The sequence below is a fragment of the Pseudomonas sp. PDM10 genome, from assembly GCF_014852295.1.
Lineage (GTDB): Bacteria > Pseudomonadota > Gammaproteobacteria > Pseudomonadales > Pseudomonadaceae > Aquipseudomonas.
The window spans coordinates 21,991-47,795 of the sequence record NZ_JACVBJ010000001.1 but is presented as its reverse complement, the minus strand read 5'-3'; the positions used below and the strand labels follow the sequence as shown (position 1 = coordinate 47,795).

23 protein-coding genes, 2 tRNA genes and 1 pseudogene are annotated in these 25,805 nt (G+C 59.2%); 17 read left to right on the top strand and 9 right to left on the bottom strand.

From position 1 onward, the window contains the following. The first annotated feature begins 8 nt into the window (after positions 1-8). The 4 genes from IB252_RS00245 (at position 9) to IB252_RS00230 (ending at position 3,662) form a co-directional block, all read left to right on the top strand. Entirely contained in the window at positions 9-950 is a 942-nt protein-coding gene (locus IB252_RS00245) for a MerR family transcriptional regulator (protein ID WP_111451275.1), read from the top strand. Positions 951-984: 34 nt separating this feature from the next. Beyond that, entirely contained in the window at positions 985-2,430 is a 1,446-nt protein-coding gene (gene phrB / locus IB252_RS00240) for a deoxyribodipyrimidine photo-lyase (RefSeq protein WP_192407543.1), read from the top strand. Between the two features lie 13 nt (positions 2,431-2,443). Beyond that, positions 2,444-3,223, top strand: a complete 780-nt coding sequence (locus IB252_RS00235) for an SDR family NAD(P)-dependent oxidoreductase (protein WP_192406194.1) — start codon at positions 2,444-2,446, stop codon at positions 3,221-3,223. Between the two features lie 133 nt (positions 3,224-3,356). Continuing rightward, positions 3,357-3,662: a YkgJ family cysteine cluster protein gene (locus tag IB252_RS00230; protein WP_008153413.1), complete on the top strand. Its 306-nt coding sequence runs from the start codon at positions 3,357-3,359 to the stop codon at positions 3,660-3,662. 175 nt (positions 3,663-3,837) lie between these two features. Here IB252_RS00230 and IB252_RS00225 read toward each other — a convergent pair whose 3' ends face one another. From IB252_RS00225 to hemA, 6 genes are all read right to left on the bottom strand, one after another. Next, positions 3,838-4,356, bottom strand: a complete 519-nt coding sequence (locus IB252_RS00225) for an acyloxyacyl hydrolase (RefSeq protein ID WP_111451273.1) — start codon at positions 4,354-4,356, stop codon at positions 3,838-3,840. Between the two features lie 112 nt (positions 4,357-4,468). Further along, positions 4,469-5,260, bottom strand: coding sequence for a glutamate racemase (gene murI / locus IB252_RS00220; RefSeq protein WP_192406193.1), 792 nt, complete (start codon positions 5,258-5,260; stop codon positions 4,469-4,471). Then, positions 5,253-6,008 carry a molybdopterin-synthase adenylyltransferase MoeB gene (locus tag IB252_RS00215; protein ID WP_008153418.1) on the bottom strand — a complete coding sequence of 252 codons (756 nt, stop codon included), beginning with the start codon at positions 6,006-6,008 and terminating at the stop codon, positions 5,253-5,255. The genes murI and IB252_RS00215 overlap by 8 nt, the downstream gene beginning before the upstream one ends. Next, entirely contained in the window at positions 6,002-6,832 is an 831-nt protein-coding gene (gene prmC / locus IB252_RS00210; RefSeq protein ID WP_192406192.1) for a peptide chain release factor N(5)-glutamine methyltransferase, read from the bottom strand. The genes IB252_RS00215 and prmC overlap by 7 nt, the downstream gene beginning before the upstream one ends. After that, positions 6,833-7,915, bottom strand: a complete 1,083-nt coding sequence (gene prfA, locus IB252_RS00205) for a peptide chain release factor 1 (protein WP_111451269.1) — start codon at positions 7,913-7,915, stop codon at positions 6,833-6,835. Next, on the bottom strand, positions 7,912-9,201 hold the full coding sequence (gene hemA, locus IB252_RS00200) for a glutamyl-tRNA reductase (RefSeq protein WP_192406191.1): 1,290 nt from the start codon (positions 9,199-9,201) through the stop codon (positions 7,912-7,914). The genes prfA and hemA overlap by 4 nt, the downstream gene beginning before the upstream one ends. A gap of 182 nt (positions 9,202-9,383) precedes the next feature. Between hemA and IB252_RS00195 the strand changes: the two genes are divergently transcribed. The 8 genes from IB252_RS00195 (at position 9,384) to ychF (ending at position 16,304) form a co-directional block, all read left to right on the top strand. Next, positions 9,384-11,108, top strand: coding sequence for a tetratricopeptide repeat protein (locus tag IB252_RS00195; protein ID WP_192406190.1), 1,725 nt, complete (start codon positions 9,384-9,386; stop codon positions 11,106-11,108). A gap of 4 nt (positions 11,109-11,112) precedes the next feature. After that, a complete protein-coding gene (gene lolB / locus IB252_RS00190; protein WP_111451266.1) occupies positions 11,113-11,730 on the top strand; it encodes a lipoprotein insertase outer membrane protein LolB in 618 nt (205 codons plus the stop codon). A gap of 2 nt (positions 11,731-11,732) precedes the next feature. Then, on the top strand, positions 11,733-12,584 hold the full coding sequence (gene ispE / locus IB252_RS00185; RefSeq protein WP_046053453.1) for a 4-(cytidine 5'-diphospho)-2-C-methyl-D-erythritol kinase: 852 nt from the start codon (positions 11,733-11,735) through the stop codon (positions 12,582-12,584). Positions 12,585-12,621: 37 nt separating this feature from the next. Beyond that, positions 12,622-12,696, top strand: a tRNA-Gln gene (locus tag IB252_RS00180). A gap of 45 nt (positions 12,697-12,741) precedes the next feature. Continuing rightward, entirely contained in the window at positions 12,742-13,683 is a 942-nt protein-coding gene (locus IB252_RS00175; protein ID WP_003208392.1) for a ribose-phosphate pyrophosphokinase, read from the top strand. A 141-nt stretch (positions 13,684-13,824) separates the two neighbouring features. Further along, complete coding sequence (locus IB252_RS00170) at positions 13,825-14,427, top strand: 50S ribosomal protein L25/general stress protein Ctc (protein ID WP_192406189.1); 603 nt, start codon at positions 13,825-13,827, stop codon at positions 14,425-14,427. A gap of 169 nt (positions 14,428-14,596) precedes the next feature. After that, positions 14,597-15,181, top strand: coding sequence for an aminoacyl-tRNA hydrolase (pth, locus tag IB252_RS00165; RefSeq protein ID WP_111451263.1), 585 nt, complete (start codon positions 14,597-14,599; stop codon positions 15,179-15,181). Between the two features lie 22 nt (positions 15,182-15,203). Beyond that, on the top strand, positions 15,204-16,304 hold the full coding sequence (gene ychF / locus IB252_RS00160) for a redox-regulated ATPase YchF (protein ID WP_008011955.1): 1,101 nt from the start codon (positions 15,204-15,206) through the stop codon (positions 16,302-16,304). 96 nt (positions 16,305-16,400) lie between these two features. Here ychF and IB252_RS00155 read toward each other — a convergent pair whose 3' ends face one another. Beyond that, complete coding sequence (locus IB252_RS00155) at positions 16,401-17,618, bottom strand: MFS transporter (RefSeq protein WP_192406188.1); 1,218 nt, start codon at positions 17,616-17,618, stop codon at positions 16,401-16,403. A gap of 332 nt (positions 17,619-17,950) precedes the next feature. Between IB252_RS00155 and IB252_RS00150 the strand changes: the two genes are divergently transcribed. The 3 genes from IB252_RS00150 to IB252_RS00140 all read left to right on the top strand — a co-directional run bounded on the left by IB252_RS00150 (position 17,951) and on the right by IB252_RS00140 (position 21,254). Then, a complete protein-coding gene (locus tag IB252_RS00150; RefSeq protein WP_192406187.1) occupies positions 17,951-20,008 on the top strand; it encodes a methyl-accepting chemotaxis protein in 2,058 nt (685 codons plus the stop codon). 116 nt (positions 20,009-20,124) lie between these two features. Further along, positions 20,125-20,201: transfer RNA gene (locus tag IB252_RS00145), tRNA-Met, on the top strand. 144 nt (positions 20,202-20,345) lie between these two features. Further along, entirely contained in the window at positions 20,346-21,254 is a 909-nt protein-coding gene (locus tag IB252_RS00140) for a hypothetical protein (RefSeq protein ID WP_192406185.1), read from the top strand. On the opposite strand, the gene IB252_RS00135 is transcribed toward IB252_RS00140, so the two are convergent. Further along, positions 21,158-22,267 (bottom strand): DUF2817 domain-containing protein, encoded by a 1,110-nt coding sequence (locus IB252_RS00135; RefSeq protein ID WP_192406184.1) that lies wholly within the window; start codon positions 22,265-22,267, stop codon positions 21,158-21,160. The genes IB252_RS00140 and IB252_RS00135 overlap by 97 nt on opposite strands. Before the next feature lie 164 nt (positions 22,268-22,431). Between IB252_RS00135 and ggt the strand changes: the two genes are divergently transcribed. Both ggt and IB252_RS00125 read left to right on the top strand, forming a co-directional pair. Next, on the top strand, positions 22,432-24,264 hold the full coding sequence (gene ggt, locus IB252_RS00130) for a gamma-glutamyltransferase (RefSeq protein WP_192406182.1): 1,833 nt from the start codon (positions 22,432-22,434) through the stop codon (positions 24,262-24,264). Positions 24,265-24,445: 181 nt separating this feature from the next. Beyond that, positions 24,446-24,598: pseudogene (locus IB252_RS00125) on the top strand (transcriptional regulator); the annotation flags it as partial. 110 nt (positions 24,599-24,708) lie between these two features. Here IB252_RS00125 and ddlA read toward each other — a convergent pair. Next, a complete protein-coding gene (ddlA, locus tag IB252_RS00120) occupies positions 24,709-25,803 on the bottom strand; it encodes a D-alanine--D-alanine ligase (RefSeq protein ID WP_192406181.1) in 1,095 nt (364 codons plus the stop codon). Positions 25,804-25,805 lie beyond the last annotated feature (2 nt).

Below are 25,805 nucleotides of genomic sequence, written 5' to 3'. Positions count from 1 at the left end.
CCAATCCAATGAAAAGCCCACTCGACACCAGCGCCAGCGAAGACCCCGGCGCCGACTTCAAGAAAGCTCTCGACGAAGGCTGGCTGCCAATCCGTGAGGTCGCGCGGCAGACTGGTGTCAACGCCGTCACCCTGCGAGCCTGGGAACGGCGTTATGGCCTTATCGTGCCGCAACGCACGCCCAAGGGTCATCGACTGTTCTCTGCCGAACACGTTCAACGCATCCTGACGATCCTCACCTGGCTCAACCGCGGCGTGGCCGTCAGCCAGGTCAAGCCACTGCTCGACACTCCGCAGGCCTTTACCGAATCCGTCGAAAGCGATTGGCACGTGCTGCGCCATACGCTGCTGCAAGCGGTCACTCAACTGAACGAACGCACCGTCGATGACACGGTCAATCAGGCCATGGCGCTGTATCCACCACGGACCTTGTGCGCACAACTGCTGATGCCATTGCTGGCTGAACTGGAGCAACGCTGGCAAGGCCAGTTCGGCGCGCAGATGGAGCAAGTGTTTTTTTACTCCTGGTTACGCAGCAAATTTGGCGCACGCATCTACCATAACAACCGTCAGTTACGCACCGCGCCACTGTTGTTGATCAATCACTCGGACCTCCCACTGGAACCTCATCTGTGGCTGACCGCCTGGCTGATCAGCAGCGCCGATTGCCCGGTGGAAGTGTTTGACTGGCCGCTCCCCGCTGGCGAACTCTCGCTGGCGGTCGATCATCTGCAAGCCCGCGGCGTACTGCTGTATTCCAGCAAAGCGATGAATCTTTCGCAGCTGCCGAAACTTTTGAATGGTGTCAGTTGCCCAAAAATGATTGCCGGACCAACGGTATGCATCCATCACACCGAGTTGTCCGCACGAACGTTCAAGATTACTGATTTGTTCCTGGCTGAAGATCCGTTAGCAGCGCATCAGGGCCTGATTCAGCGTGGGCTCATTTAATGGCGAATTTTTAATGAATCGTGCGGACACCTCTGTGCAATTGATCTGGCTGCGCAGCGACTTGCGCCTACAGGACAACACCGCCCTCTCGGCCGCCGCAGCCCGCGGCCCGACTGTGGCGGTGTACCTGCTGAGCCCGGAGCAATGGCTGGAGCACGATGATGCGCCATGCAAAGTGGATTTCTGGCTACGCAACCTGAGCGAGTTACGCGGCGCGCTGGATGAGCTGAACATTCCCTTGTTGATCCGCAAGGCATCTCGCTGGGATGAGGCACCCAGGGTGCTGCTCGATCTTTGCCAACAATTGAAGATTGGCGCGGTGCACGTCAACGAGGAATACGGCATTCATGAAAGCCGTCGTGACGCAGCGGTGGCCGAAACACTGAAAGCCAATGCCATCGACTTTTTTAGCTACCTTGATCAACTGCTGTTAAAACCGGGCACTGTACTGACCAAAACGGGCACTTACTTTCAGGTGTTCAGCCAGTTCCGCAAGGCGTGTTACGACCGTCTGCGCGGGTCGTTGCCGAAGCGCGTCCCAGCACCTGCCGTGCAGGCGCCGCTGGCGATCAGCAGCGACAAGATCCCATCGAACGTTGAAGGTTTCGCAACGCCCAGCGACAACTTGCGCAGTCTATGGCCTGCCGGTGAAGCCGAAGCCCACCGTCGCCTCGACACCTTCGCCGATGCCCAGATCGACGACTACAAAAACGAACGCGATTTCCCGTCCAAACCGGGCACCAGTCAGCTGTCGGCCTATCTCGCCGCCGGGGTGATTTCCCCCCGCCAATGTCTGCACGCCGCGCTGCAAAGCAATCAGGGCGAGTTCGAAAGTGGCAAGGTCGGCGCCGTCACCTGGATCAACGAATTGCTGTGGCGCGAATTCTACAAACACATTCTGGTGGGCTACCCACGGGTCTCGCGTCATCGCGCCTTCCGCCCGGAAACCGAAGCCCTCGCCTGGCGCGATGCCCCGAATGAACTCCTGGCCTGGCAAGAAGCCCGTACCGGCCTGCCGATTATCGACGCGGCCATGCGTCAATTGCTTGAAACCGGCTGGATGCACAACCGTCTGCGCATGGTGGTGGCAATGTTCCTGACCAAGAACCTGCTGATTGACTGGCGTGAAGGCGAGCGTTTTTTCATGCGGCATCTGATCGATGGCGACCTGGCGGCGAACAACGGTGGCTGGCAGTGGAGTTCGTCCACTGGCACCGATTCAGCGCCCTACTTCCGGATTTTCAACCCGCTGAGCCAGTCGGAGAAATTCGACAGCGAGGGGCTGTTCATCAAGTACTGGCTGCCGGAACTGGCCGGGCTGAACAAGAAGGATGTGCACAACCCGGCGAACCTCGGCGGCCTGTTCGGCGTAGCGGATTATCCGTCACCGATCGTCAATCTGAGCAGCTCTCGCCAACGGGCGCTGGCCGCGTTCAAGAACCTGCCATCACGACAACCTGCCGGGCGATTGCCTGACTGAAAAGGAGAATGGGATGAGTTTTACACCTCCACGGCGCTACTGGCTGACAGGTGCCAGTAACGGCATTGGTGCCTCGCTGGCCGAAGAAATACTGAAAACCGGTGCTCACCTCGCGGTGAGCGCTCGCTCGGTGGCGCCACTCAAAGTCTTGTCCCAGCGTTATCCGGGACAAGTGCTGGTGGTGGCCGGTGACCTGACCAACAGCCAGACCGTGCGAGAAATCGGCGAACAGATCGCCGAGGCGTGGGGAGCTCTGGACACAGTGATTATCAACGCCGGCACTTGCGAATATGTCGACGTTCAGCAGTTCGATTCATCGATCGTCGAGCACGTAGTGCGCACCAACCTGCTTGCCAGCAGCTATTGCATCCAGGCTGCCCAGCCGCTCTTGCGCGCCGGCACCGCGCCGTATCTGGTGGGCGTCGCCAGCTCGGTCACCTACCTGCCGCTGCCACGGTCCGAGGCGCATGGTGCCTCAAAGCCCGGGCTGCGTTACCTGTTTGAATCGTCGCGAATTGATCTTGCACCGCAAGGCATCGAAGTCACCGTGGTCAGCCCGGGGTTTGTCGAGACGCCGCTGACGGCGCACAACGTCTCCATGCCACTCAACTGGCCGGTGGACAAGTCCGCACGCTACATCTTCGCCGAACTCAAGAATCGTCCACTGGAGATAGCCTTTCCGGCGTTGTTCATGGCCGACCACTGGCCATTGTCGACAAGACCCAACCGAGGAAAACTGGCAATCGGCAAACGCATGGTGCGCAGCAATCCGCCGATCAAGGACCAGCCGTGAAATCACCTGCCTCTCAAGGCTGATCGCACCTGGCTGCTGAATCGCAGCCATAAGATCACCCTGTTCGAACCGGTAACCAAGCGTCCGTCAGGCCTTTCACACAGCACCGGCTCAGTGCCTTACACTGGGCGCCATGAAAACCATTCCCCATACGCAAATCGCCGAGCCTGCGGTCACATGCTCGACCTGCGCAGCTTGCTGCTGTCAGCTCGAAGTCATGCTGATCACAGACACGGGCGTGCCCGAACGTTTTATCGATACCGATGACTGGGGTGGGGAAGTCATGCTGCGTCTGGATGACGGCTGGTGCGCCGCGCTGGATCGCAACACGATGATGTGCACCATCTATGAAAAACGCCCGTTGATCTGCCGGGAGTTCGAGATGGGCGCACCAGAATGCATCGACGAACGCCAAGGGATTACCACGGCGTATCGCTGAAGTCGAAGTCAACCGAATACAAATGTGGGAGCAAGCCTCTGTGGCGAGGGGATTTATCCCCGTTGGGCTGCGTAGCAGCCCCAGCATTTCAAAGTTAAACCGCGTCTACGACTGCTTCGCAGTCGAACGGGGATAAATCCCCTCGCCACATGACTTGCTCCCACATTCAAAGCGCCTACAACGGCATCGTGTAGTGCAGCGAGTAGCTTTCTACGCCGTCGTTGTAACTGTTAAGACCGGCATTGGAGTAGTGCGTCGCACGAATCCCGACTTCATGTCCGCCCGCAAAGCGCAGACCAAAGCCGAATCGGTCTTCGAACTGAAAAGCACCACCGAGGTTGTTGTCTTCAAGTTCGCTATGAGCGAACAACGCCACGCCAATCCCGGCCTCCAGGTACGGCTTGACGTTCTGACCGGCAAACTCGTAAACAAACACAGGCGAGAACGACAGGCTGTGGTTGCTGGAGGTCGTGTCGCCTTCCCAATAGGTGTAGGCACCGCTCCAGTAACCGGTCACACGACCGATATCACTCTGCAACCAGCTCTTGTCCCAATCGAATTGCATGCCCAGTCGATAGGTCATGGTCGAGTCGCTGGTCTCTCCGACCGCGAACTCCACGCCTGCCGCTTGTGCGGTAAAACTGTGCCCCATCAGTGCAGCCGCAATCGCGGCCAAGCAGAATAGTCGCTTCATTAGAAACATCCTTTTCCGAACGATTTCGTAAGGTTTTTTTGTTGCTTGACGCTATAGAAGTCGACGATTAATCAGAAGTTCACCCCAATTACTCGCTTGCCCCGAGTTTTGTTTACTCCTTGAAGCTTCGCACAACGCCAGCGGTATTCCACAGTATCGGCAAGATATTTCTGAAATGCTCTGGATCGGCACTCGTCCAGAACTGTGCCGCACGTGCAGGCCCCTCGGCAAGCAATTCCCGCTCGGCCAACAATCGCTGAAGTTGCCGCGCTACAGCGGCCCCGGTATCAATCAAGCTGATGTCATCGGGGATCATCTGCTTCAGCAACGGCTTTAGGAAAGGATAATGCGTGCAGCCCAGAATTATCGTGTCGCACCCGGCGCCGAGCAGTGGTTCGACATACCTGGCCAGCAACTGGCGCAATGCCTCGCTGTGCAGATCGCCGTTTTCAATCAGCTCCACCAGGCCGGGGCACGGCTGAGTGATGACGCGCACATCGGTGGCGAATCGGTCGAGCAACGCGGCGAACTTGGCACTCTGCAAGGTGCCGGTGGTAGCGAGCACACCGACCACACCGCTGCGGGTGGCGGCAGCGGCCGGTTTGACCGCCGGCTCCATGCCGACGATGGGCCACTCTGGATAATCGCGTCGCAAGTCGGCAACGCCAGCGACCGTCGCCGTATTGCAGGCCAACACCAAGGCCTTGGCGCCCTGCTGCTGAAAAAAACCGGCCATCACGCTGCAGCGATGACGGATGAATTCCGGGGTTTTCTCGCCGTAGGGAATATTCCCGCAATCGGCGACGTACAACAGTGACTCGTTGGGCAGCAAACGCTGGATCTCGGCCAGCACCGAAAGCCCACCGACGCCGGAGTCGAACACGCCAATCGGCGCTTCACGCATGCTTCGAACCACAAACGCTGCAGCCCGGATCACGCTTGACCCGCAATTCGCGGAAGCGCGAGCCCAAGGCATCGATCAACAACAGGCGCCCCACCAGCGGCTCGCCGAAACCCACCAGCAACTTCATGGCTTCCAGTGCCTGAAGGCTGCCCACCAAGCCAACCAATGGCCCTACGACGCCGGCTTCGCTGCAGGTCAGTTCGGCTTCGCTGCCGTGACCATATAAGCAGTGGTAGCACGGGCTTTCCGGACGACGCGGGTCAAACACTGACAACTGACCTTCGAGCCGAATCGCTGCGCCGCTGACCAGAGGTTTGCCGGCAGCGACACACGCAGCGTTGACCGCTTCGCGGGTGGAGAAGTTGTCGGAACAGTCCAGCACCAGATCCACCGCGGCCACGGCGGCGGCCAGGGAATCTTCGTCCAGCGCGGTGCGATGGGCGATCAACTGAATTTCGGGATTGATTGCAGTCAGTCGGCGGATCGCCGAGTCGACCTTGCTCAGGCCAACGCTGTCGGTGTCATGGACGATCTGGCGTTGCAGGTTGGTCAGGTCGACAGTGTCGAAGTCCGCCAGATGCAACTCACCGACGCCGGCGGCGGCCAGATATAGCGCAACCGGCGAGCCGAGGCCGCCAAGACCGACGATCAACACGCGGCTTTCTTTCAGTCGCAACTGGCCGTCGATGTCGACGTGTTGCAACAGAATCTGCCGACTGTAGCGCAACAATTCCTGATCATTCAGCACGGCAGGCGCCCCAGGCTGATACGTTCGTGACCGCCCAGATCGGTGCGGCTGTGGACTTCTTCAAAGCCGCGGGTCAGCAGCAAATCGCGTACCGCAGTGGCTTGATCGTAACCGTGTTCAAGCATCAGCCAACCGCCCGCTTCCAGATAATCCGGCGCCTGGGCGACGATCAGACGCAGATCGTCTAGCCCATCGACGCCAGCCACCAGGGCACTGGCCGGTTCGAAGCGCACATCGCCTTCCACCAGATGCGGATCGGCGGATGCAATGTAAGGCGGGTTGCTGATGATCAGCTGAAAACGCTGACCTTCCAGCGCACTGAACCAATGACTGCTCAGCACGGTGGCGTTGTTCAGATGCAAGCGCTGGCGATTGCGCTCGGCCAGGGCCACGGCTTCGAGCACGCGATCCACGGCGGTCACCTTCCAGGCCGGACGCTCGCTGGCCAGGGCCAACGCAATGGCGCCGCTGCCGGTGCCGAGGTCGAGGACCTTGGCAGTCGTGGCGGGCAGGAGTTCAAGCGCCGCTTCCACTAACAGCTCGGTGTCCGGGCGCGGGATCAGCGTGTGCGGCGCCACTTCCAGATCAAGTTTCCAGAAACCTTGCTGACCGAGGATGTAGGCCACTGGCTCACCGCCACGGCGGCGCTGCAAATACTCGGCAAATTTAAGTGCCGCCTCGCTTGGAACGATGCGCTCGGGCCAGGTGTGCAGAAAACTGCGGGACTTGCCCAACGCAGCGGCCAGCAACAGTTCGGCATCCAGGCGCGCGGAGGGCGAATCTGGCAGGTCGGCGGCGCGTAACAAACTGGCAATGATCGTCATTTACTCACCTATCGCTGCCAATTGGTCGGCCTGGTATTCGGCCAGCAACGGCTCGATCACCGCATCGACGCCACCCGCGAGGATTTCGTCGAGGGAATACAGCGTCAGGTTGACCCGGTGGTCGGTGACCCGCCCCTGGGCAAAGTTGTACGTGCGGATCCGCTCCGAGCGATCGCCCGAACCGACCAGCAACTTACGCTCGCTGGCGATAGCGTTCGCGGCGGCACTGGTTTGCTGATCGTTGAGCTTGGCCGACAGCCAGGACATCGCCCGGGCGCGGTTCTTGTGCTGGGAACGTTCTTCCTGGCACTCGACGACAATACCGGACGGCAAGTGCGTGATGCGGATCGCCGAGTCCGTCTTGTTAACGTGCTGACCACCGGCACCGGAGGATTTGTAGGTATCGATGCGCAAATCCGAGGGGTTGATCTCGATTGCTTCCTGCTCGTCCGGCTCAGGCAATACGGCTACGGTGCAGGCCGAGGTGTGGATGCGACCCTGGGATTCAGTAGCGGGAACCCGTTGTACGCGGTGGGCACCGGATTCGAATTTCAGCTTGCCATAGACGTTGTCGCCTTCGACGCGGGCGATGACTTCTTTAAAGCCGCCGTGTTCACCGATGTTCTCCGAGAGGATTTCCACCCGCCAGCCGCGACGCTCGGCGTAACGCGAATACATGCGGAACAGGTCGCCGGAGAAAATCGCCGCCTCGTCACCGCCGGTGCCGGCGCGGATTTCGAGGAACACGTTACGCCCATCGTTCGGATCCTTGGGCAGCAGCATGCGTTGCAGGCTGGCTTCGATGTCGATCAGTTGCTCTTTGGCTTCGCGGACTTCTTCCACGGCCATTTCGCGCATGTCCGGGTCGTTGTCCTTGAGCAGCGCCTGAGCGCCCTCGAGATCACTTTGCACCTTGAGCAACTGTTTATAGGTTTCGACAATCGGTTCGACTTCCGCATATTCCTTGGAATAGGTGCGGAATTTGGCCTGATCGGAAATGACTTCGCCGTCGCCAAGCAAGGCGGTCAATTCCTCGAAACGGTCCTGGAGGATGTCCAGCTTATTGAGCAGTGACGCTTTCATTGCGGTTTTTTATCCGAAAAGCTATCCGATGAGCCCTCATTCAGGGCAAAGAGTTCCTGGGCCATGGCCAGCGCATCGAGGCGGCCTTCGGCAGAGAGCTTTTTCAACTGCACGCTCGGTGCGTGCAAGAGTTTGTTGGTCAGGCCCCGCGCCAGCTGCACCAGCACGTCTTCGGCGCTGCTGCCGTTGGCCAGCATGCGCTGGGCCTTCTGCAATTCTTCGTCGCGCAGGCGCTCGCTTTGTTGGCGATAGGCCTTGAGCACATCCACCGCCGCCAGTTCACGCAGGCGAACCATGAAATCTTCGGCACCGATCGAGACCATCTCTTCCGCCGCCTGGGCTGCGCCCTGGCGGCTCTTGAGGTTCTCGGCGACCACTTCGTGGAGATCGTCGACGCTATACAGGTAAACGTCGTCCAGTTCGCCGACTTCCGGCTCGATATCCCGGGGGACGGCGATGTCTACCATGAAGATCGGCTTGTGCTTGCGCAGTTTCAAGGCGCTTTCCACCGCACCCTTGCCCAGGATCGGCAACTGGCTGGCGGTGGAGCTGATAACGATGTCGCTGCGCACCAGTTCCGCCGGGATGTCCGAGAGCAACACCGCGTGGGCGCCGAACTGCTCGGCCAGAATGCTCGCGCGCTCCAGGGTGCGGTTGGCGACGACGATGCGCTTTACACCCAATTCATGCAGGTGGCGGGCGACCAGAGTGATGGTCTCGCCAGCGCCGATCAGCAAGGCCTGGCTACGTTGCAGGTCGCTGAAAATCTGTTTCGCCAGACTGACCGCGGCAAACGCCACGGACACCGGGTTCTCGCCGATGGCGGTGTCGGTGCGCACCTGTTTGGCCGCATTGAACGTGGCCTGGAACAGCCGCCCGAGCAACGGACCGATGGTGCCGGCCTCGCGGGCCACGGCGTAGGCCGATTTCATCTGGCCGAGAATCTGCGGTTCGCCCAACACCAGCGAATCGAGCCCGGAGGCCACCCGCATCATGTGACGAACTGCCGCATCATCTTCGTGCACATAAGCGCTCGCGCGCAGCTCTTCGAGGCTCAAATGGTGATAATCGGCCAGCCAGCTCAGGATGACGTCCGCCGAAAGGTGATCCTGTTCTATATAGAGTTCACTGCGATTGCAGGTGGAGAGGATCGCAGCTTCGCGGCTGTCGGTCAGTCGGCAGAGCTGCTGCAAAGCCTCCACCAGCTGCTCAGGGGTAAAGGCCACGCGCTCGCGGACGTCTACTGAAGCAGTCTTGTGGTTAATACCGAGTGCAAGGAAGGCCATTCAAGGTCGCTGATGGTGACGTGAAGCCGGCAATTGTCCTACTTCGACAGAGCCAGAACAACTACCGCTGACTATTGTCCCAATGACCTGCCTCTATAAAGGCGCCAATTGAGACACGGTTATGTTTGGCCGAAGGCTTGTGTCATGATGATCCGACCGCAGGTTAGTCGTCCTCTTCCTATATGAATAGATCTTCCGCGTTGCTCCTCGCTTTTGTCTTCCTCAGCGGCTGCCAGGCCTTGGCACCCGTTTCGTCGGACGGTACGCCGCCGGTCGAAGACAGCACTCCGGCCCCTGAAAAGCCCAAGGTTTACAGCTCATTCAGTGAAGAAACCATCTTCAGTCTGTTGAGCGCCGAACTGGCTGGCCAGCGCAATCGTTTCGACATTGCCCTGGACAACTACGTGACCCAGGCGATCAACACTCAGGATCCGGGCATCTCCGAGCGGGCATTCCGTATCGCCGAGTACCTGGGCGCCGATCAGGCTGCCCTGGACACCTCGTTGATCTGGGCGAAAAACGCGCCGCAAGACCTCGAGGCGCAACGGGCCGCTGCCGTGCAACTGGCTCGTGCCGGGCGTTATGACGACTCCATGGCCTATATGGAGAAGGTCCTGCAAGGCAAGGGCGACACGCATTTCGACTTCCTCGCCCTGTCTGCGGCCGACACCGACCAGGACACGCGCAACGGCTTGATGAAAAGTTTTGACCGTTTATTGCAGCGCCATCCGAACAACAGTCAGCTGATTTTCGGCAAAGCCTTGCTGTTGCAACAGGACGGTGACGCCAAGGGTGCGCTGGGCCTGCTGGAAGACAATCCACCGGACGAAGGCGAAATAGCACCGATTCTACTGCGCGCACGCCTGCTGCAGACCCTCAGTCGTGGCGATGAAGCCTTGCCGCTGCTGCAAAAAAGCATCAAGAAATACCCGGACGACAAACGCCTGCGCCTGACTTATGCGCGCATGCTGGTTGAACAGGACCGCATGGACGACGCCAAAGCCGAGTTCTCGAGCCTGGTTCAGCAGTACCCCGAAGACGACGAACTGCGTTACTCCCTGGCGTTGGTTTGCCTGGAAGCCAAGGCCTGGAAGGAGGCCAAGGGCTATCTGGAAGACCTGATTGCCCGGGAAAGCCACGTCGATTCGGCGCACTTGAACCTCGGTCGTATCGCAGAAGAGCGCAATGACCCTCAAGGCGCGCTGATCGAGTACGCCCAGGTCGGCCCGGGCAACGATTACCTGCCGGCGCAATTGCGTCAGGCCGATATCCTGATGAACAACGGCAAGACCGCCGAAGCCCAAAGCCGTCTGGCTGCGGAGCGCGATGAACAGCCCGATTACGCGATCCAGTTGTATTTGATCGAAGCCGAAACCTTGTCCGCCAATAAACAGCCCGACAAGGCCTGGAATGTATTGAAGCAAGCCTTGCAGCAATACCCGGACGATCTGAATCTGCTGTACACCCGCGCCATGCAAGCGGAAAAACGCAATGACCTGGCGCAGATGGAAAAAGACCTGCGCCTGATCATCAAGCGCGACCCGGACAACGCGATGGCGCTGAACGCCCTCGGTTACACCCTGTCCGACCGTACGACGCGCTACGCCGAAGCCAAGGCCTTGATCGAACAGGCGCACAAGATCAATCCGGAAGACCCGGCGGTACTCGACAGCCTCGGCTGGGTGAACTTCCGCATGGGCAACTTCGACGAAGCCGAACGCCTGCTGCGCCAGGCGCTGGAGCGCTTCCCCGATCAGGAAGTCGTCGCGCACCTGGGCGAAGTCCTGTGGGCCAATGGCAAGCAACGGGAAGCCAAACAAATCTGGAGTAAGTTCCTCAAGGAACAGCCCGACAGCCCCCTCCTGCGCAGCACCATCAAGCGCCTGACCGGATCAGAGACTCTTTAAGATTATGTTTTTGCGCCACCTCATTGTTTTCAGCTTCATCGCCCTGCTCGCCGGTTGCGCGGGCTTCGGTGCCCGCGAATCGGTCCAGGGCAAAGGCAACCCGGCCCAATGGCGCGAGTACAAACAGCAACTGACCAGCCTCGACGGCTGGCAGATCAACGGCAAGATCGGCATTCGCGCCCCGAAAGACTCGGGCAGCGGCACGTTGTTCTGGCTGCAGCGACAGGATTACTACGACATTCGCCTCTCCGGCCCCCTGGGTCGCGGCGCAGCACGCCTGACCGGCCGCCCCGGCAAGGTCTCGCTGGAAGTCGCCAACCAGGGCCGCTATGAAGCGCCGACGCCTGAAGTGCTGGTCGAAGAACAACTGGGCTGGAAGTTACCGGTGTCCAATCTGGCCTGGTGGGTTCGCGGGCTCCCGGCTCCGGACAGCAAAAGCCGTCTGACACTGGATGCCGACAGCCGCCTGGCCAATCTTGAGCAGGATGGCTGGCAGGTCGAATACCTCAGCTATGCCGAGCAAAACGGCTTTTGGCTGCCCGAGCGGATCAAACTGCACGGCACCGACCTTGACGTCACGCTGGTGATCAAGGAATGGCAACCTCGCAAATTGGGGCAGTGAACATGACCGCTCCGCGCTTGACGCTGCCCTCCCCGGCCAAACTCAATCTGATGCTGCACATCCTCGGTCGCCGTGAAGACGGTTATCACGAGTTGCAGACTATTTTTCAGTTTCTCGATTACGGCGATGAAATCACGTTCGCCGTTCGTGATGACGGTGTCATTCGACTGCACACCGAATTCGATGGCGTTCCTCACGACAGCAATCTGATTGTTCGAGCTGCAAAAAAACTTCAGGAGCAATCCGGTTGTTCCCTCGGTATCGACATCTGGATCGAAAAAATTCTGCCCATGGGCGGTGGTATCGGTGGTGGCAGTTCAAATGCTGCGACGACTTTGCTCGGCCTCAATCATCTCTGGCAACTGGGTTGGGATGAGGATCGGCTGGCCGTGCTGGGCCTGACGCTTGGCGCGGACGTCCCGGTTTTCGTGCGTGGGCACGCGGCTTTTGCAGAAGGCGTGGGGGAGAAACTGACCCCTGTAGACCCCGAAGAACCGTGGTATCTCGTGCTTGTGCCGCAAGTCTCTGTAAGTACAGCAGAAATTTTTTCAGATCCGTTGTTGACACGTAACTCTTCTCCCATTAAAGTGCGCCCCGTTCCCAAGGGAAACAGTCGAAATGACTGCTTACCGGTGGTAGCAAGGCGTTACCCAGATGTACGTAACGCTTTGAATTTGTTAGGTAAATTTACCGAAGCAAAACTCACCGGAACTGGAAGTTGTGTGTTTGGGGGCTTCCCAAGCAAAGCTGAAGCTGATAAAGTCTCGGCCCTTCTTACAGAGACCCTTACAGGGTTTGTAGCAAAGGGAAGCAACGTTTCGATGTTGCATCGCAAGCTGCAAAGTCTGCTCTAAAAGGAATCGAGTACTGGGTACTCGTTGCAACAGACACAGGGGCGTCGCCAAGCGGTAAGGCAGCAGGTTTTGATCCTGCCATGCGTTGGTTCGAATCCAGCCGCCCCTGCCATTTTCTATACTCATCCAGGTTACCCTCAGCCTCTAGGTACTGCGCGTGTCCAAGATGATGGTCTTTACGGGGAACGCTAACCCCGATCTGGCTCGGCGTGTTGTACGTCAGCTGCATATCCCTCTCGGTGACATCTCTGTCGGTAAGTTCTCCGACGGCGAAATTACCGCCGAGATCAATGAAAACGTCCGCGGTAAAGATGTCTTCATTATTCAGCCGACTTGCGCTCCGACTAACGATAACCTGATGGAACTGGTAGTGATGGCTGACGCCTTCCGCCGCTCCTCGGCTACTCGTATCACTGCTGTTATTCCTTACTTTGGTTATGCCCGTCAGGATCGCCGTCCGCGTTCCGCACGTGTGGCTATCAGCGCGAAAGTCGTTGCTGACATGCTTACCGTAGTCGGCATCGACCGTGTTCTCACGGTTGATCTGCATGCTGACCAAATCCAGGGTTTCTTCGATATTCCGGTAGATAACATCTACGGCTCCCCGGTATTGGTGGATGACATTGAAGATCAGCGCTTCGAAAACCTGATGATCGTGTCCCCGGACATTGGCGGCGTCGTGCGTGCACGTGCTGTTGCCAAATCCCTGGGCGTGGATCTCGGGATCATCGACAAACGCCGTGAGAAAGCCAATCACTCTGAAGTGATGCATATCATCGGTGATGTCGAAGGGCGTACCTGTATTCTGGTCGATGACATGGTCGATACCGCCGGCACTCTGTGCCACGCGGCCAAGGCCCTGAAAGAGCATGGCGCTGCCAAGGTTTTCGCCTACTGCACACACCCTGTGCTGTCCGGTCGGGCGATCGAAAACATCGAAAACTCAATGCTGGACGAACTGGTGGTGACTAACACCATCCCGTTGTCCGCTGCTGCTCAAGCCTGCTCGCGTATCCGTCAACTGGATATCGCGCCGGTAGTTGCCGAAGCGGTTCGCCGCATCAGCAACGAAGAATCGATCAGCGCGATGTTCCGTTAAGGGCCCTGCCCTTCACGAATATTTCGTTGACGAAAAGCGCCCCGCCCCGGCATTCCTGTCGGGGCGGGGCTTTTTTGCCCATATCGCCTTTAGCGCTGGTCGCAAACGCTGGGGCGAATGTGGTTATTTTGGAGATACAACATGAACGAATTTACTCTGAATGCTGAAGTGCGTTCCGACCTGGGGAAAGGTGCGAGCCGCCGCCTGCGTCGTCTCGCAAGCCTGGTACCTGCTGTAGTTTACGGTGGCGAAAAAGCCCCTGAATCCATCAGCATGCTGGCTAAAGAAGTTGCCAAACTGCTCGAAAACGAAGCGGCTTACAGCCACATCATCGAGCTGAACGTTGGCGGCACCAAGCAAAACGTAATCATCAAAGCCCTGCAGCGTCACCCGGCCAAAGGCCACGTGATGCACGCTGACTTCGTACGCGTTGTAGCTGGCCAGAAACTGACCGCTATCGTGCCTGTACACTTTGTTGGTGAAGAAGCGCCGATCAAGAAAGGCGGCGAAGTTTCGCACGTTGTTGCTGAAATCGAAGTTTCGTGCCTGCCGAAAGACCTGCCTGAATTCATCGAAGTCGACCTGGCTAACGCCGAAATCGGCTCGATCATTCACCTGTCTGACCTCAAAGCCCCTAAAGGCGTTGAGTTTGTTGCTCTGGTACACGGTGATGACAAGGCTGTTGCCAACGTCCACGCTCCACGTGTTGCTCCAGAAGCTACTGAAGAAGGCGCAGCAGAGTAATTTCACTCTGTTCGCCGGAGTGACCGGAAACATCGCGGACTAGAGCGTAGCGAGAAAGCGGGCGAGAAAGCGGAGTTTACATAATGGTAAATGAGCACTTGTCGTCCACTTTCGCCGCACACACCTGTCGCGGCGATGTTATCCACCACTCCAAGGAAGGGCCCCTATCGTGACTGCCATCAAACTGATCGTTGGCCTGGGAAATCCAGGCGCTGAATACGAACAGACCCGGCATAACGCAGGGGCCCTTTTTGTTGAGCGCATCGCGAACGCACAAGGCGTAAACCTTGTGGCGGATCGTAAATATTTCGGCCTGACCGGGCGCTTTTCGCATCAGGGTCAGGATGTTCGTCTGCTGATTCCCACCACCTACATGAACCGCAGCGGCCAGGCCGTCGCGGCACTTGCCGGCTTCTTCCGCATTACGCCTGAAGAAATCCTGGTGGCGCATGACGAACTCGACCTGCCACCCGGCGTTGCCAAGCTCAAACAGGGCGGCGGCCATGGCGGTCACAACGGGTTGCGCGACATCATCGCGCAACTGGGCAATCAGAATACCTTTCACCGCTTGCGGCTTGGCATTGGCCACCCGGGCGTTGCCAGTATGGTTTCAAATTTCGTCCTGGGTCGTGCGCCACGCGCCGAACAGGAAAAACTCGATGCCAGCATCGACTTTGCCCTCGGCGTGCTGCCGGATATCCTCGCCGGGGAATGGAACCGCGCGATGAAAAACCTGCACAGCCAGAAGGCCTGACTCACTCCTCGGGGAAAACACCATGGGATTCAATTGCGGCATCGTCGGCCTGCCTAACGTCGGCAAGTCCACCCTATTCAACGCCCTGACCAAATCCGGGATCGCGGCCGAGAACTTCCCCTTCTGCACCATCGAGCCGAATACCGGTATCGTGCCGATGCCGGATCCACGTCTGGAAGCCCTGGCGGCCATCGTCAATCCAAAGCGTATCCTGCCGACCACCATGGAATTCGTCGACATCGCAGGCCTGGTAGCCGGCGCCTCGAAAGGTGAAGGCCTGGGCAACAAGTTCCTCGCCAACATCCGTGAAACCGATGCCATCGCGCACGTAGTCCGCTGCTTCGAAGACGAGAACGTGATTCACGTCTCCAACAGCGTCGACCCGAAACGCGACATCGAAATCATCGACCTGGAACTGATCTTCGCCGACCTCGACAGCTGCGAGAAGCAACTGCAGAAAGTCGCCCGCAACGCCAAGGGTGGTGACAAGGACGCCGTGGTCCAGAAAGGCCTGCTGGAGCAATTGATCGCTCACTTCACCCTCGGCAAGCCTGCCCGTACGCTGATGAAGAACATGGGCGCCGACGACAAAGCGGTGATTCGTGGCTTCCACCTGCTGACCACCAAGCCGGTCATGTACATCGCCAACGTCGCTGAAGACGGTTTCGAGAACAACCCGCTGCTGGACATCGTCAAAGCCATCGCCGAAGAAGAAGGCGCCATGGTGGTTCCGGTCTGCAACAAGATCGAAGCCGAAATCGCCGAACTGGAAGACGGCGAAGAGAAAGACATGTTCCTCGAAGCCCTGGGCCTCGAAGAACCTGGCCTGAACCGCGTCATCCGCGCCGGCTACGAAATGCTCCACCTGCAGACCTACTTCACCGCCGGTGTCGAAGAAGTCCGCGCCTGGACCGTCCGCGTGGGTGCCACCGCACCACAAGCCGCTGGCGTGATCCACACCGACTTCGAGAAAGGCTTCATCCGCGCCGAAGTCATCGCCTACGACGACTTCATCCAGTACAAGGGCGAAGCCGGCACCAAAGAAGCCGGTAAATGGCGTCTGGAAGGCAAGGACTACATCGTTAAAGACGGCGACGTGATGCACTTCCGCTTCAACGTGTAAGACACCCGCCCAAGAAAAAGCCGCGTTTAGACGCGGCTTTTTTGTGCCTGAAATAATCACCACCACACCACCGATCAACTGTGGGATTTGTAAGGATCAGACTTTTTTGGTTCTTGGCAGGAAAATCGCCAACACCCCAAACAACGGCAAGAACGAACACAGCAAGTACACGTATTCGATGCCGTGTATGTCCGCCAAATGCCCGAGCAACGCGGCACCAATCCCGCCAAAGCCGAACATCAACCCGAAGAACACCCCGGCAATCATCCCGACATTGCCCGGCACCAGTTCTTGCGCATACACCACGATTGCCGAGAATGCTGACGCCAGGATGAAGCCGATCACGACGCTCAAGATACTGGTCCAGAACAGGTCGACATGAGGCAGAATCAGGGTGAACGGCGCTACGCCGAGGATCGAGAACCAGATCACCGCCTTACGCCCGATCTTGTCGCCGATCGGTCCACCAAAGAAGGTCCCCGCCGCTACCGCGCCGAGAAACAGGAACAGGTGCAACTGCGAACTCGCTACTGACAGGTCGAATTTCTCGATCAGGTAAAAGGTGAAATAACTGGTGAAGCTGGCCATGTAGAAATACTTGGAGAACACCAGCAACCCGAGTACCACCAGTGCACTGATCACGCGGTTCTTCGACAAGCCATGCGTCGCCGCCTGGCCTTGCTTGAGTTTGAACAGGCTCAAGTGATTGGCGTACCAGCGGCTGATCCGATAAAGCACGAACAGCGCAAACACCGCGAACAGGCCGAACCAGGCCACATGGCCCTGACCGAATGGAATGATGATCGCGGCGGCGAGCAACGGACCGAAGGCCGAACCGGCATTACCACCCACCTGAAAGGTCGATTGCGCCAGGCCAAATCGCCCGCCCGAGGCCAATCGCGCCACGCGAGAAGCTTCCGGGTGAAAGGTCGAGGAGCCGATACCGATCAACCCTGCTGCCAGCAAAATCAACGGGAAGGTGCCGACCACCGACATCATCAAAATGCCAATCAAGGTGCAAACCGTCCCGGCGGGTAGCAGCCAGGGTTGGGGGTGCCGATCGGTGTAGTAACCGACCCACGGCTGCAACAGCGAAGCCGTCAGCTGGAACGTCAAAGTGATCAGGCCAACCTGGGTGAACGTCAGGCCATAGTTGGCCTTGAGCATCGGATAGATCGACGGCAGCACCGACTGGATCAAATCGTTGATCAAATGCGCCAGCGCCACGGCGCCGATAATGCGCATGACCAAAGGGCTGCTTTGTGAAGTCGCGGATGCCGGCTGCGCGCCGGTCTGGACATTGCTGATAGCCATAAGAGTTTCCGTACAACAGATGGGTGCACACGGGCAGGTGCGTCAATGTGCCATTTTTCAGTGCAGCAGCGCCATCCCCTTAGCCTGCTAACGACCTCGATTTTCATCGCTGAAAAGGTGATAGCGCAACGCCATGGTCTGAATCTTGCCTTGGTAATCCGCTTCAACGCGGCCCCTTACAAAGGGGACCGAGAATGGGAAGTTTCGCTACAGAGTCGGCCTACAGAGCTGACGAGGGTGAACTTTCGAGGCCTTTTAGAAGGGCACAGGTCGCGACCGCAACGGTTGCGACGCACGCCAATGGTGCGTGGTGCCCAGAGGAGTTTTGGGGCATGCAGGCTTTTTTATCACCGGGGATCGGGTTGCTGGGGCGTTTTGGCTTCGCACGCAAATTTCAGCTGTTGTTTCTACTGTTTATCCTGCCGTTGACGGGCAGCCTGTGGATGATCGGTCAGGACTATCGCGACAAACTGAACCTGATCTCCGGCGAACGTGCCGGGGTTCGGCAACTGCTCGCCCTCGATGCTCTGGATAACCTGCTCGCCGCTCAGCGTGACCGCGCGGCTCGCTGGCGCGCCACGGAAACCAATCGCCAGCCGACACCCGCGACGATCGCGGCGATGGCGGCTTTCGATACGGTTCAGCCAGCCGTCGCCCAAGCCACCTCGGACCTCGGCAACGCACTGCAAACCGAAGGCGCCGAGGGCGAAACCCTGACCCGATATCAAGCCCTGCAAACCGCCCTCAACGGCCTGGACTCAAAAAGCCTGAGCAGCGTCGGTTGGTGGCCGGACGGTTACGATCGTTTCACCAATGCCTTGAGTGCCCTGCAAGCCTTGCGCGAGCAGATCGCCATGGATAATCGCCTGACGTTGGCGCCGTGGCTGGAAACCTATTTGCTGACGCAGATCTCCACGCAGCACGCGCCAGACCTGATTGAACGAGTCGGCCGTCTCGCCAGCGTTGGCCAGGCCTCTGTAGTGTCCGGGCAATTCACCCTGCAAAGCCGTCTGCAACTGCGCGACTTGCGCAGCCGCATCGGCGACGCCCGGGAGCAGTTGGTCAAAACAGCGAACCTGCTGGAAGCGCGGCTGCCCAGCGCGTTGCAAACCTGGGCCGGGCAATACCATGACAGCCTCAAGCACCTGGACGCCGAGTTGAAAGTCCTCGATGACGGCGTGTTCGGCGGCAGCATCAAGCTCAAGCCGGAAGAGTTCGAACGCAACCTCGACACCCTGCTCGCCGACCTCGCTTCGTTGCGTCAGCAGTCGTTGGTGTCGCTGGATCAGCGCCTGGACTATTACCACGGTTCTGCCATTCGCCAGTTCATCCTGGTAGCGAGCATTTTTGGCTGCCTGTTGCTGGCCGCGCTGTACCTGTTCATCTGCTTGCAGGCCTCGATCCGTCGTAGCGCCAGCGGTATTACCCTGCTGGCCGAAGCCTTGCGCGACGGCAATCTGAGCCTGCAAGTACCGGTAGAAGGTCGCGATGAACTGGCCGCCATCAGCACCGCCCTCAACGTCGCGGTGGTGCAACTGCGCAACAGTTTGCTGGGGGTCGATCATGAAACCTTGCAGCTGAGCAACGCGGTGCGCACCCTCAACCATCACTCCAGCGGCGCCCTTGGAGAAGTCGAAGCTCAGCAGTTGCAGATCAGCCAGATCGCCGCGGCAGCCACGCAATTGGCCGCGACCTCACAAGGGGTCGCCCAGAGTTGCGAACAGGCCTCCGGCAGCGCTCAGCACACCCAGCGCATCGCCGCCGACAGCAGCCGTGACAGCCAGCGCACGACGGCGAGTATTCAGCAACTCAATCAGCGCTTGAACGACACCGCGGCAGCCCTGGGCCGGGTCAGTGAACAAGGGCAGCAGATTCAGTTGGTGGTGGATACCATTCGCGGCGTTGCCGAGCAGACGAATCTATTGGCACTTAACGCCGCCATCGAGGCCGCTCGCGCGGGAGAGCAAGGTCGTGGCTTTGCGGTGGTGGCCGATGAAGTGCGCAGCCTGTCGCAACGCACCCAGTCCTCCACCGCGCAGATTGCCGGGACTGTCGACAGCCTGCGCAGCACCGTAAACGAAGCGGTGAGCCTGATGGAAGCCGCTTGCGGCCAGGCTCAGTCCGACGCCCAGGCCGTCACTGGCCTCGGCGAACGCCTGGGGGAAATTGCCAGTGCCGTGCAGAGCGTCACCGACACCCTGGCGCAAATCGCTACCGCGGTCGACGAGCAAGCGACCACCGCCGACGAGGTCAGCGGCAATATCCAGCAAGTCGATCAGGCCGCGGTACGCTTGCTCGAAGGCGCGCGAGCGGTGAACCTGGCAGCGGACACCTTGAGCCAGGGCAGCAAGGCCTTGAGTGCCAATACCGGGAGATTTCAGCTCAGTTGATGCCCTCTCCTGACCCGTTTTTTCGGGTCAGGCGGATAAGCGGTTGAAAGCGTAGAGAAATATTTTAGATTTACGCTTGACACATCTCTGTTCCAAGCCAATAATGCGCGCCACTTGGCTACATAGCTCAGTTGGTTAGAGCATAGCATTCATAATGCTGGGGTCCGGGGTTCAAGTCCCTGTGTAGCCACCAAGTACTAAAAACGGCTTACCGAAAGGTAGGCCGTTTTTTTATGCCTCAAGAAAAGTGCTCTGGCCCACAGGGCGGTTAATGCCCACTCTTCGCGGTTCTCTCCTACAGTTAATGCCAAAGCTTGAACGCAGAGAGACCTAGCCTATGTACTGGGGCCTGGACGAAATCATTCTGTTTTTCATCGTGGTCGCCATCTTCTGCGTGGTGCTGGAACTCGCTTTTCGTCTCGGCCGTCATCACCGAACCCACAGCAATGATTCGACCCGCTCCCACCTCTCCGTTTTGCAAACCGCCCTCCTCGGTCTGCTCGCGTTGTTGCTGGGTTTCAACTTCGCCATGGCCACCTCACGTTTCGAAGCGCGCCAGACACTGATTCAAGATGAAGTCACGGTGATCGGCTCGACCTATCTGCGAGCGAAATTGCTGCCGTCTGATCTGCGCGGGAAGATGTCAGCGATGCTCAAGGATTATGTCTCGGCGCGGATTGAATTCATGCGCGCCGGCACGGACGAGAAACTGTTGAAGGCCGCCAGCGAATCGTCGCGGACGATCGAGGACCAGTTATGGAATCTGGCCGCAGCCGCCGAGGCTCAAGGCGAAGCGACAGCCGCCATGAACCTGGTGATCCAGGCGTTGACCGACGTCTACAACGTCAATGAAAAGCGCCGCGCCGAGCAGGACGATCATGTCCCGGCAACCGTCATCAATCTGCTGTTCGTCGTGGCCATCGGTGCGCTGGGTTTCATCGCTTACAGCTATGGCCTGGGTCACCGTCGACGGCACGGCTCGACGGCCATCTTCGCGATCCTGATTGCCATGGTCTTCACCATCACCCTCGACCTGGATCAGCCCCGCAGCGGCTTCATCCGCGTCGGCGAAGAAAGCATGCTGCGGCTGCAGGAAGATTTGAACCGCATGAGTTCGGGCAACGAGAGGCCACGTCCGCGCAAATCACGTCAGGAACGGATTGCCGGCAATGCTGACAACGCCCGCTCCCAAATCTGCCAGGTGCGCAGCCAGACCATCGCCTGCCAGTCGCTGTCGGCGGGATAGAACTGCTCCACCAGATTCAGTTTGATCCCGCGCCCCACTGCATCACTCGGATTGCCATGCAGGTGCAGCCAGTGATCATCGCGCAGATGACGATGAACCTCGGCGCCGGGATACGTCCCGCACTCGATCACAAACGGCATCAACCGCACGTGCGGCAACGCATTGATCAACGCCTGCGAGGTGTAGCCGGTAGCAGTGGCAGCAACGCCGGTTTCGCTCAGCGTGTCGGCGCCTGTGTGCAAGGTATAGAGCCAGGGACCATAAATCGCCTGCGCATCCGCAAGCGCTGGATACGCCGCCTCGGTAATGGTCAGCAACATCGGATGACCGTACTCCCCTGCCCCGGTGTGCAAGTCGAAACACATGGCCACTTCGGCATGGGAAACATGCTTTTGAATGATCTGATGCAACGTGCGATTCGACCAGCTCGGCGCCAGCCCGCCGTAGAACAAACCATCGGGATAACGGTGCTGGCCACCCTCGACAATCGACATCACCGCTGGCCAACCGTGTTCGGCGATTTGCTCATCGAGCAAGGCATCGGCGCGATCACGTTCCGGGCCCTGCAACTGCGTGCAGGCATAGATTTCATGCAGCGCTGCGTAGGCCTGATTATCGGGCAATGCATGCTCGAAGTTCAGGTGATTGCGGTTCAGGTCGATGTTGTCTTCGTTGACCCGACGCAGCCACGCAGTGCCCCACGGATTGATCAGGTGGATCATCACCACCGCGACATCGGCCGGCAGCGAACGCTTGCCCAACGCCTGCAACCACTTGATCTGACATCCCGAACCGTAGAAACCTTCGACGCCATGAGTGCCACTCAGCGCAATCAGCAAACGCTTCGCCCGCGGATCACCCAGCACGGCCACATCGGTGCTCAACGGCTCACCGAACGGCCCTTTGAGTGGATGCGGGTACTCGGTCAGCGTCGCACCGGCCGCGGTCGCGGCGGCCAGGAATTGATCACGCTGGGTGCGGTAACTTGGCTGGGTGGGGAACTCGGTCTGCATATCTGCCTCTTGTTGATCTTCTGGCCAGTCTATTGCCCTCGACCCTACAGAAAATCCCCGGACTCATGAAGGGTAAAAGCATCTTTGCTGTAGGCGCTGGTTTGCGTCACTTCCTTTCGGCCGATAAAGTCCCCTGATCTTTCCCACGGACGGAGTGCCCCCACGTGTTCTCAACCTTCTCCTTGAGCCACTATCGCCTGTCAGCCTTTTCGCTGATCGCCGCGGCTTTAACCCTCGCAGCCTGTAGCGCCCCGACCACTTCGACGTTGCCTGTCGCGCCAGAAGTCGCGTCAGGTTATCGCGCCGACCTGCAGACCCAATACGCCTCAAAACACATGGCGGCCGCGGCCAATCCGCTGGCGGCCGAGGCCGGGCGGGAGATGTTGCGCCAGGGGGGTTCGGCAATCGATGCCGCGATTGCGATGCAGGCCGTGCTGACCCTGGTCGAGCCGCAATCCTCGGGCATTGGCGGTGGTGCGTTGATCGTGCTGTGGGATGGCAAGGCTGTACGCACTTATGACGGTCGCGAAACCGCTCCGGCCGGCGCCACCGAGAAGCTATTCCTGCAAGCCGACGGTAAACCGATGCCGTTCACCCAGGCGCAGATTGGCGGTCGTTCAGTCGGGACACCGGGCGTGTTGCGAGCGCTTGAGTTGGCCCATCAGAAACACGGTCATCTGCCGTGGGCACGGCTGTTCGAACCGGCGATCAAACTCGCGGATCAAGGCTTCGCCATCTCGCCACGCCTTCACCAGTTGATCGCCTCGGACTCGTCCATTCGACGCTCGCCGGACATGATCGCCTACTTCCTGAATGCCGATGGCAGCCCGAAAGCCGCGGGCACTACGCTGAAAAACCCGGCGCTGGCCGCGGTGTTCAAACGCATTGCCAAGGAAGGACCGGATGCGTTGTACAAAGGCCCCGTCGCACAGGAGATCGTCGCCAAGGTTCAGGGCCACGCCAACCCTGGCAGCCTGTCGCTGAACGACCTCAACGGCTACAGCGCCAAGGAGCGCGCGCCGCTGTGCACCGACTACAAACGCTGGCAGGTCTGCGGCATGCCGCCACCGTCGTCAGGCGGGATCGCCGTGGCGCAGATCCTCGGCACCTTGCAGGCCCTGGAAACCCGTGACCCGCGTTTTGCCCTGGCGCCGCTCAAACCGGTCAAGACAAACAAACCTGCGGGCATCGAACCGACGCCTGAAGCCGTGCACCTGATCTCCGAGGCCGAGCGCCTGGCCTACGCCGACCGCGCGCAATACGTGGCCGACGCGGACTTCGTGCCCGTCCCCGTCAAAGGTCTGGTGGACCCTGGGTATCTGGCTGACCGCGCGGCCCTGATCGGCGATCGCAGCATGGGCACGGCCAAACCTGGCACCCCGCCAGGCATCCAGGTCGCCTACGCACCGGACCGTTCGCCGCTGCGCATCTCCACCTCGCAAGTGGTGGCGGTGGATGACGAAGGTGGCGCCGTATCCATGACCACCACGGTGGAGTCCGCGTTTGGCTCGCACCTGATGGTTCAGGGTTTCCTGCTGAACAACCAGATGACCGACTTCTCGTTCATCCCCGAAGAGAATGGCCAGAAGGTCGCCAACCGCGTCGAACCCGGAAAACGCCCACGCTCTTCCATGGCACCAACCCTGATTTTCGACCGTCAGAGCGGCGAATTCCTCGCCACCATCGGCTCCCCCGGCGGCTCGCAGATCATCGAATACGTCGCCAAATCCACCATCGGCCTGCTCGACTGGAACCTCGACCCACAAACCGCCATCAGCCTGCCCAACTTCGGCAGCCGCAACGGCCCGACCGAACTGGAACAGGGGCAGTTCAGCCCGGCGCTGATTCAGGCGCTGAAAGACAAAGGGCACAGCGTGAACGAGATCGACATGACCAGCGGGACCCAGGCGATTGTTCGGGTGAAGGATGCGCAGGGGAAAACGTCGTTGGCAGGAGGGGCCGATCCGCGGCGTGAGGGGGCGGCGTTGGGGGATTGAGTCGTACGTGGGAATGAGCAAGGGCTTACCGGGAGGTAGGCCCTTTTTTACACCTGATACATCCTGATCGGCCACTTCACGCAGCCTTTTCCTACCTACAAATGACTGCTTCTTGGATAGAGTCGGCACTCACAAACAGTACGACGCAATCGACGCTGATACTGTCGAGATGGAGTAACCCATGAACATCCGCCCCATTCACACCGACGAGGACTATCGTGCAGCCCTCAAGAACGTGTCAGCGCTGTTCGACAACGAACCAGAGCCTGGCACCCCTGAGGGTGATTTCTTCGACATTATGATCACGCTGATCGAAGCGTATGAATCGAAGCGGTTGCGTCAGCAGACGAATCAGGCCGACATACCCAAAATGATATGAGACGCCGTGAGCGTCGCCATCGAGCTGGATGACGACTTCGGAGTTCACGGCGCGCCTGATTCAGCCTAGCGAGAGATCTTCAGCGCCTGTCGCGCCTGATGCTTCTCCAGCGCCAGGTCGATCAAACGGCTGACCAACTCGCTGTAAGTCATACCAGTGGCCTGCCATAGCTTGGGGTACATGCTGATGCGGGTGAAGCCGGGCAACGAGTTGATTTCATTGATCAGCACTTCGCCGCTGTCGGTCAGGAACACGTCGACCCGCGCCAGCCCGGAACAACCCAACACCTGGAATGCCTCGACGGCCAGGGCACGGATGCGTTCACTAGCCTCGCGGCTGATGTTTGCCGGGACCACCACTTCCGCCGCTTGAGCGTCGATGTATTTGCTGTCGTAGGAATAAAACCCGCTACGCACCACGATCTCGCCGCAACCGCTGGCGATGGCGTCTTCGTTGCCGAGCACGGCGCATTCAATCTCGCGGCCACGGACGGCGGACTCGACCAAGACTTTCTCATCGAAACCCAAGGCCAGCTCCACCGCTGCCGCGTACTCGGTTTCATCATTCACCTTGCTGACGCCCACGGAAGATCCCTGGTTCGCCGGTTTGACGAACAGCGGCAAACCGAGTTTGCCTTGCACCTCGGCGAACCCGGTCCGCGCTGCGGTAGCGCGGGTCAAGGTGACGAACGGAGTGACCGCCAACCCGGCGTCACGCAGCAGGCGCTTGCTGATGTCCTTGTCCATGCAGACGGCCGAACCGAGCACGTCGGAGCCGACAAACGGCAGATCGGCCATGCGCAGCAAGCCTTGCAGGCAACCGTCTTCGCCCAGGGTGCCGTGGACGATCGGGAAGATCACATCGACATGACCCAGCATTTCCTGACTGGAGGTTTCCACCAATTGCTGACTGGCCTTGCCCGGCACAACGGCCAGTTCGCGGTTGGATTGGTTAAGGGCGATCAACGCCGGGTTTTCCTGGTTGAGCAGGAAGTTCGAAGGGTCGTTCAGATGCCAGTGGCCTTGCTTGTCGATGCCGATCAGCACCGGTTCAAAGCGCGAACGGTCCAGCGCATCGACGATGTTTTTCGCCGATTGCAGCGACACTTCATGTTCAGCCGAACGGCCGCCAAAAATAATGCCTACCCGCAGTTTGCTCATTC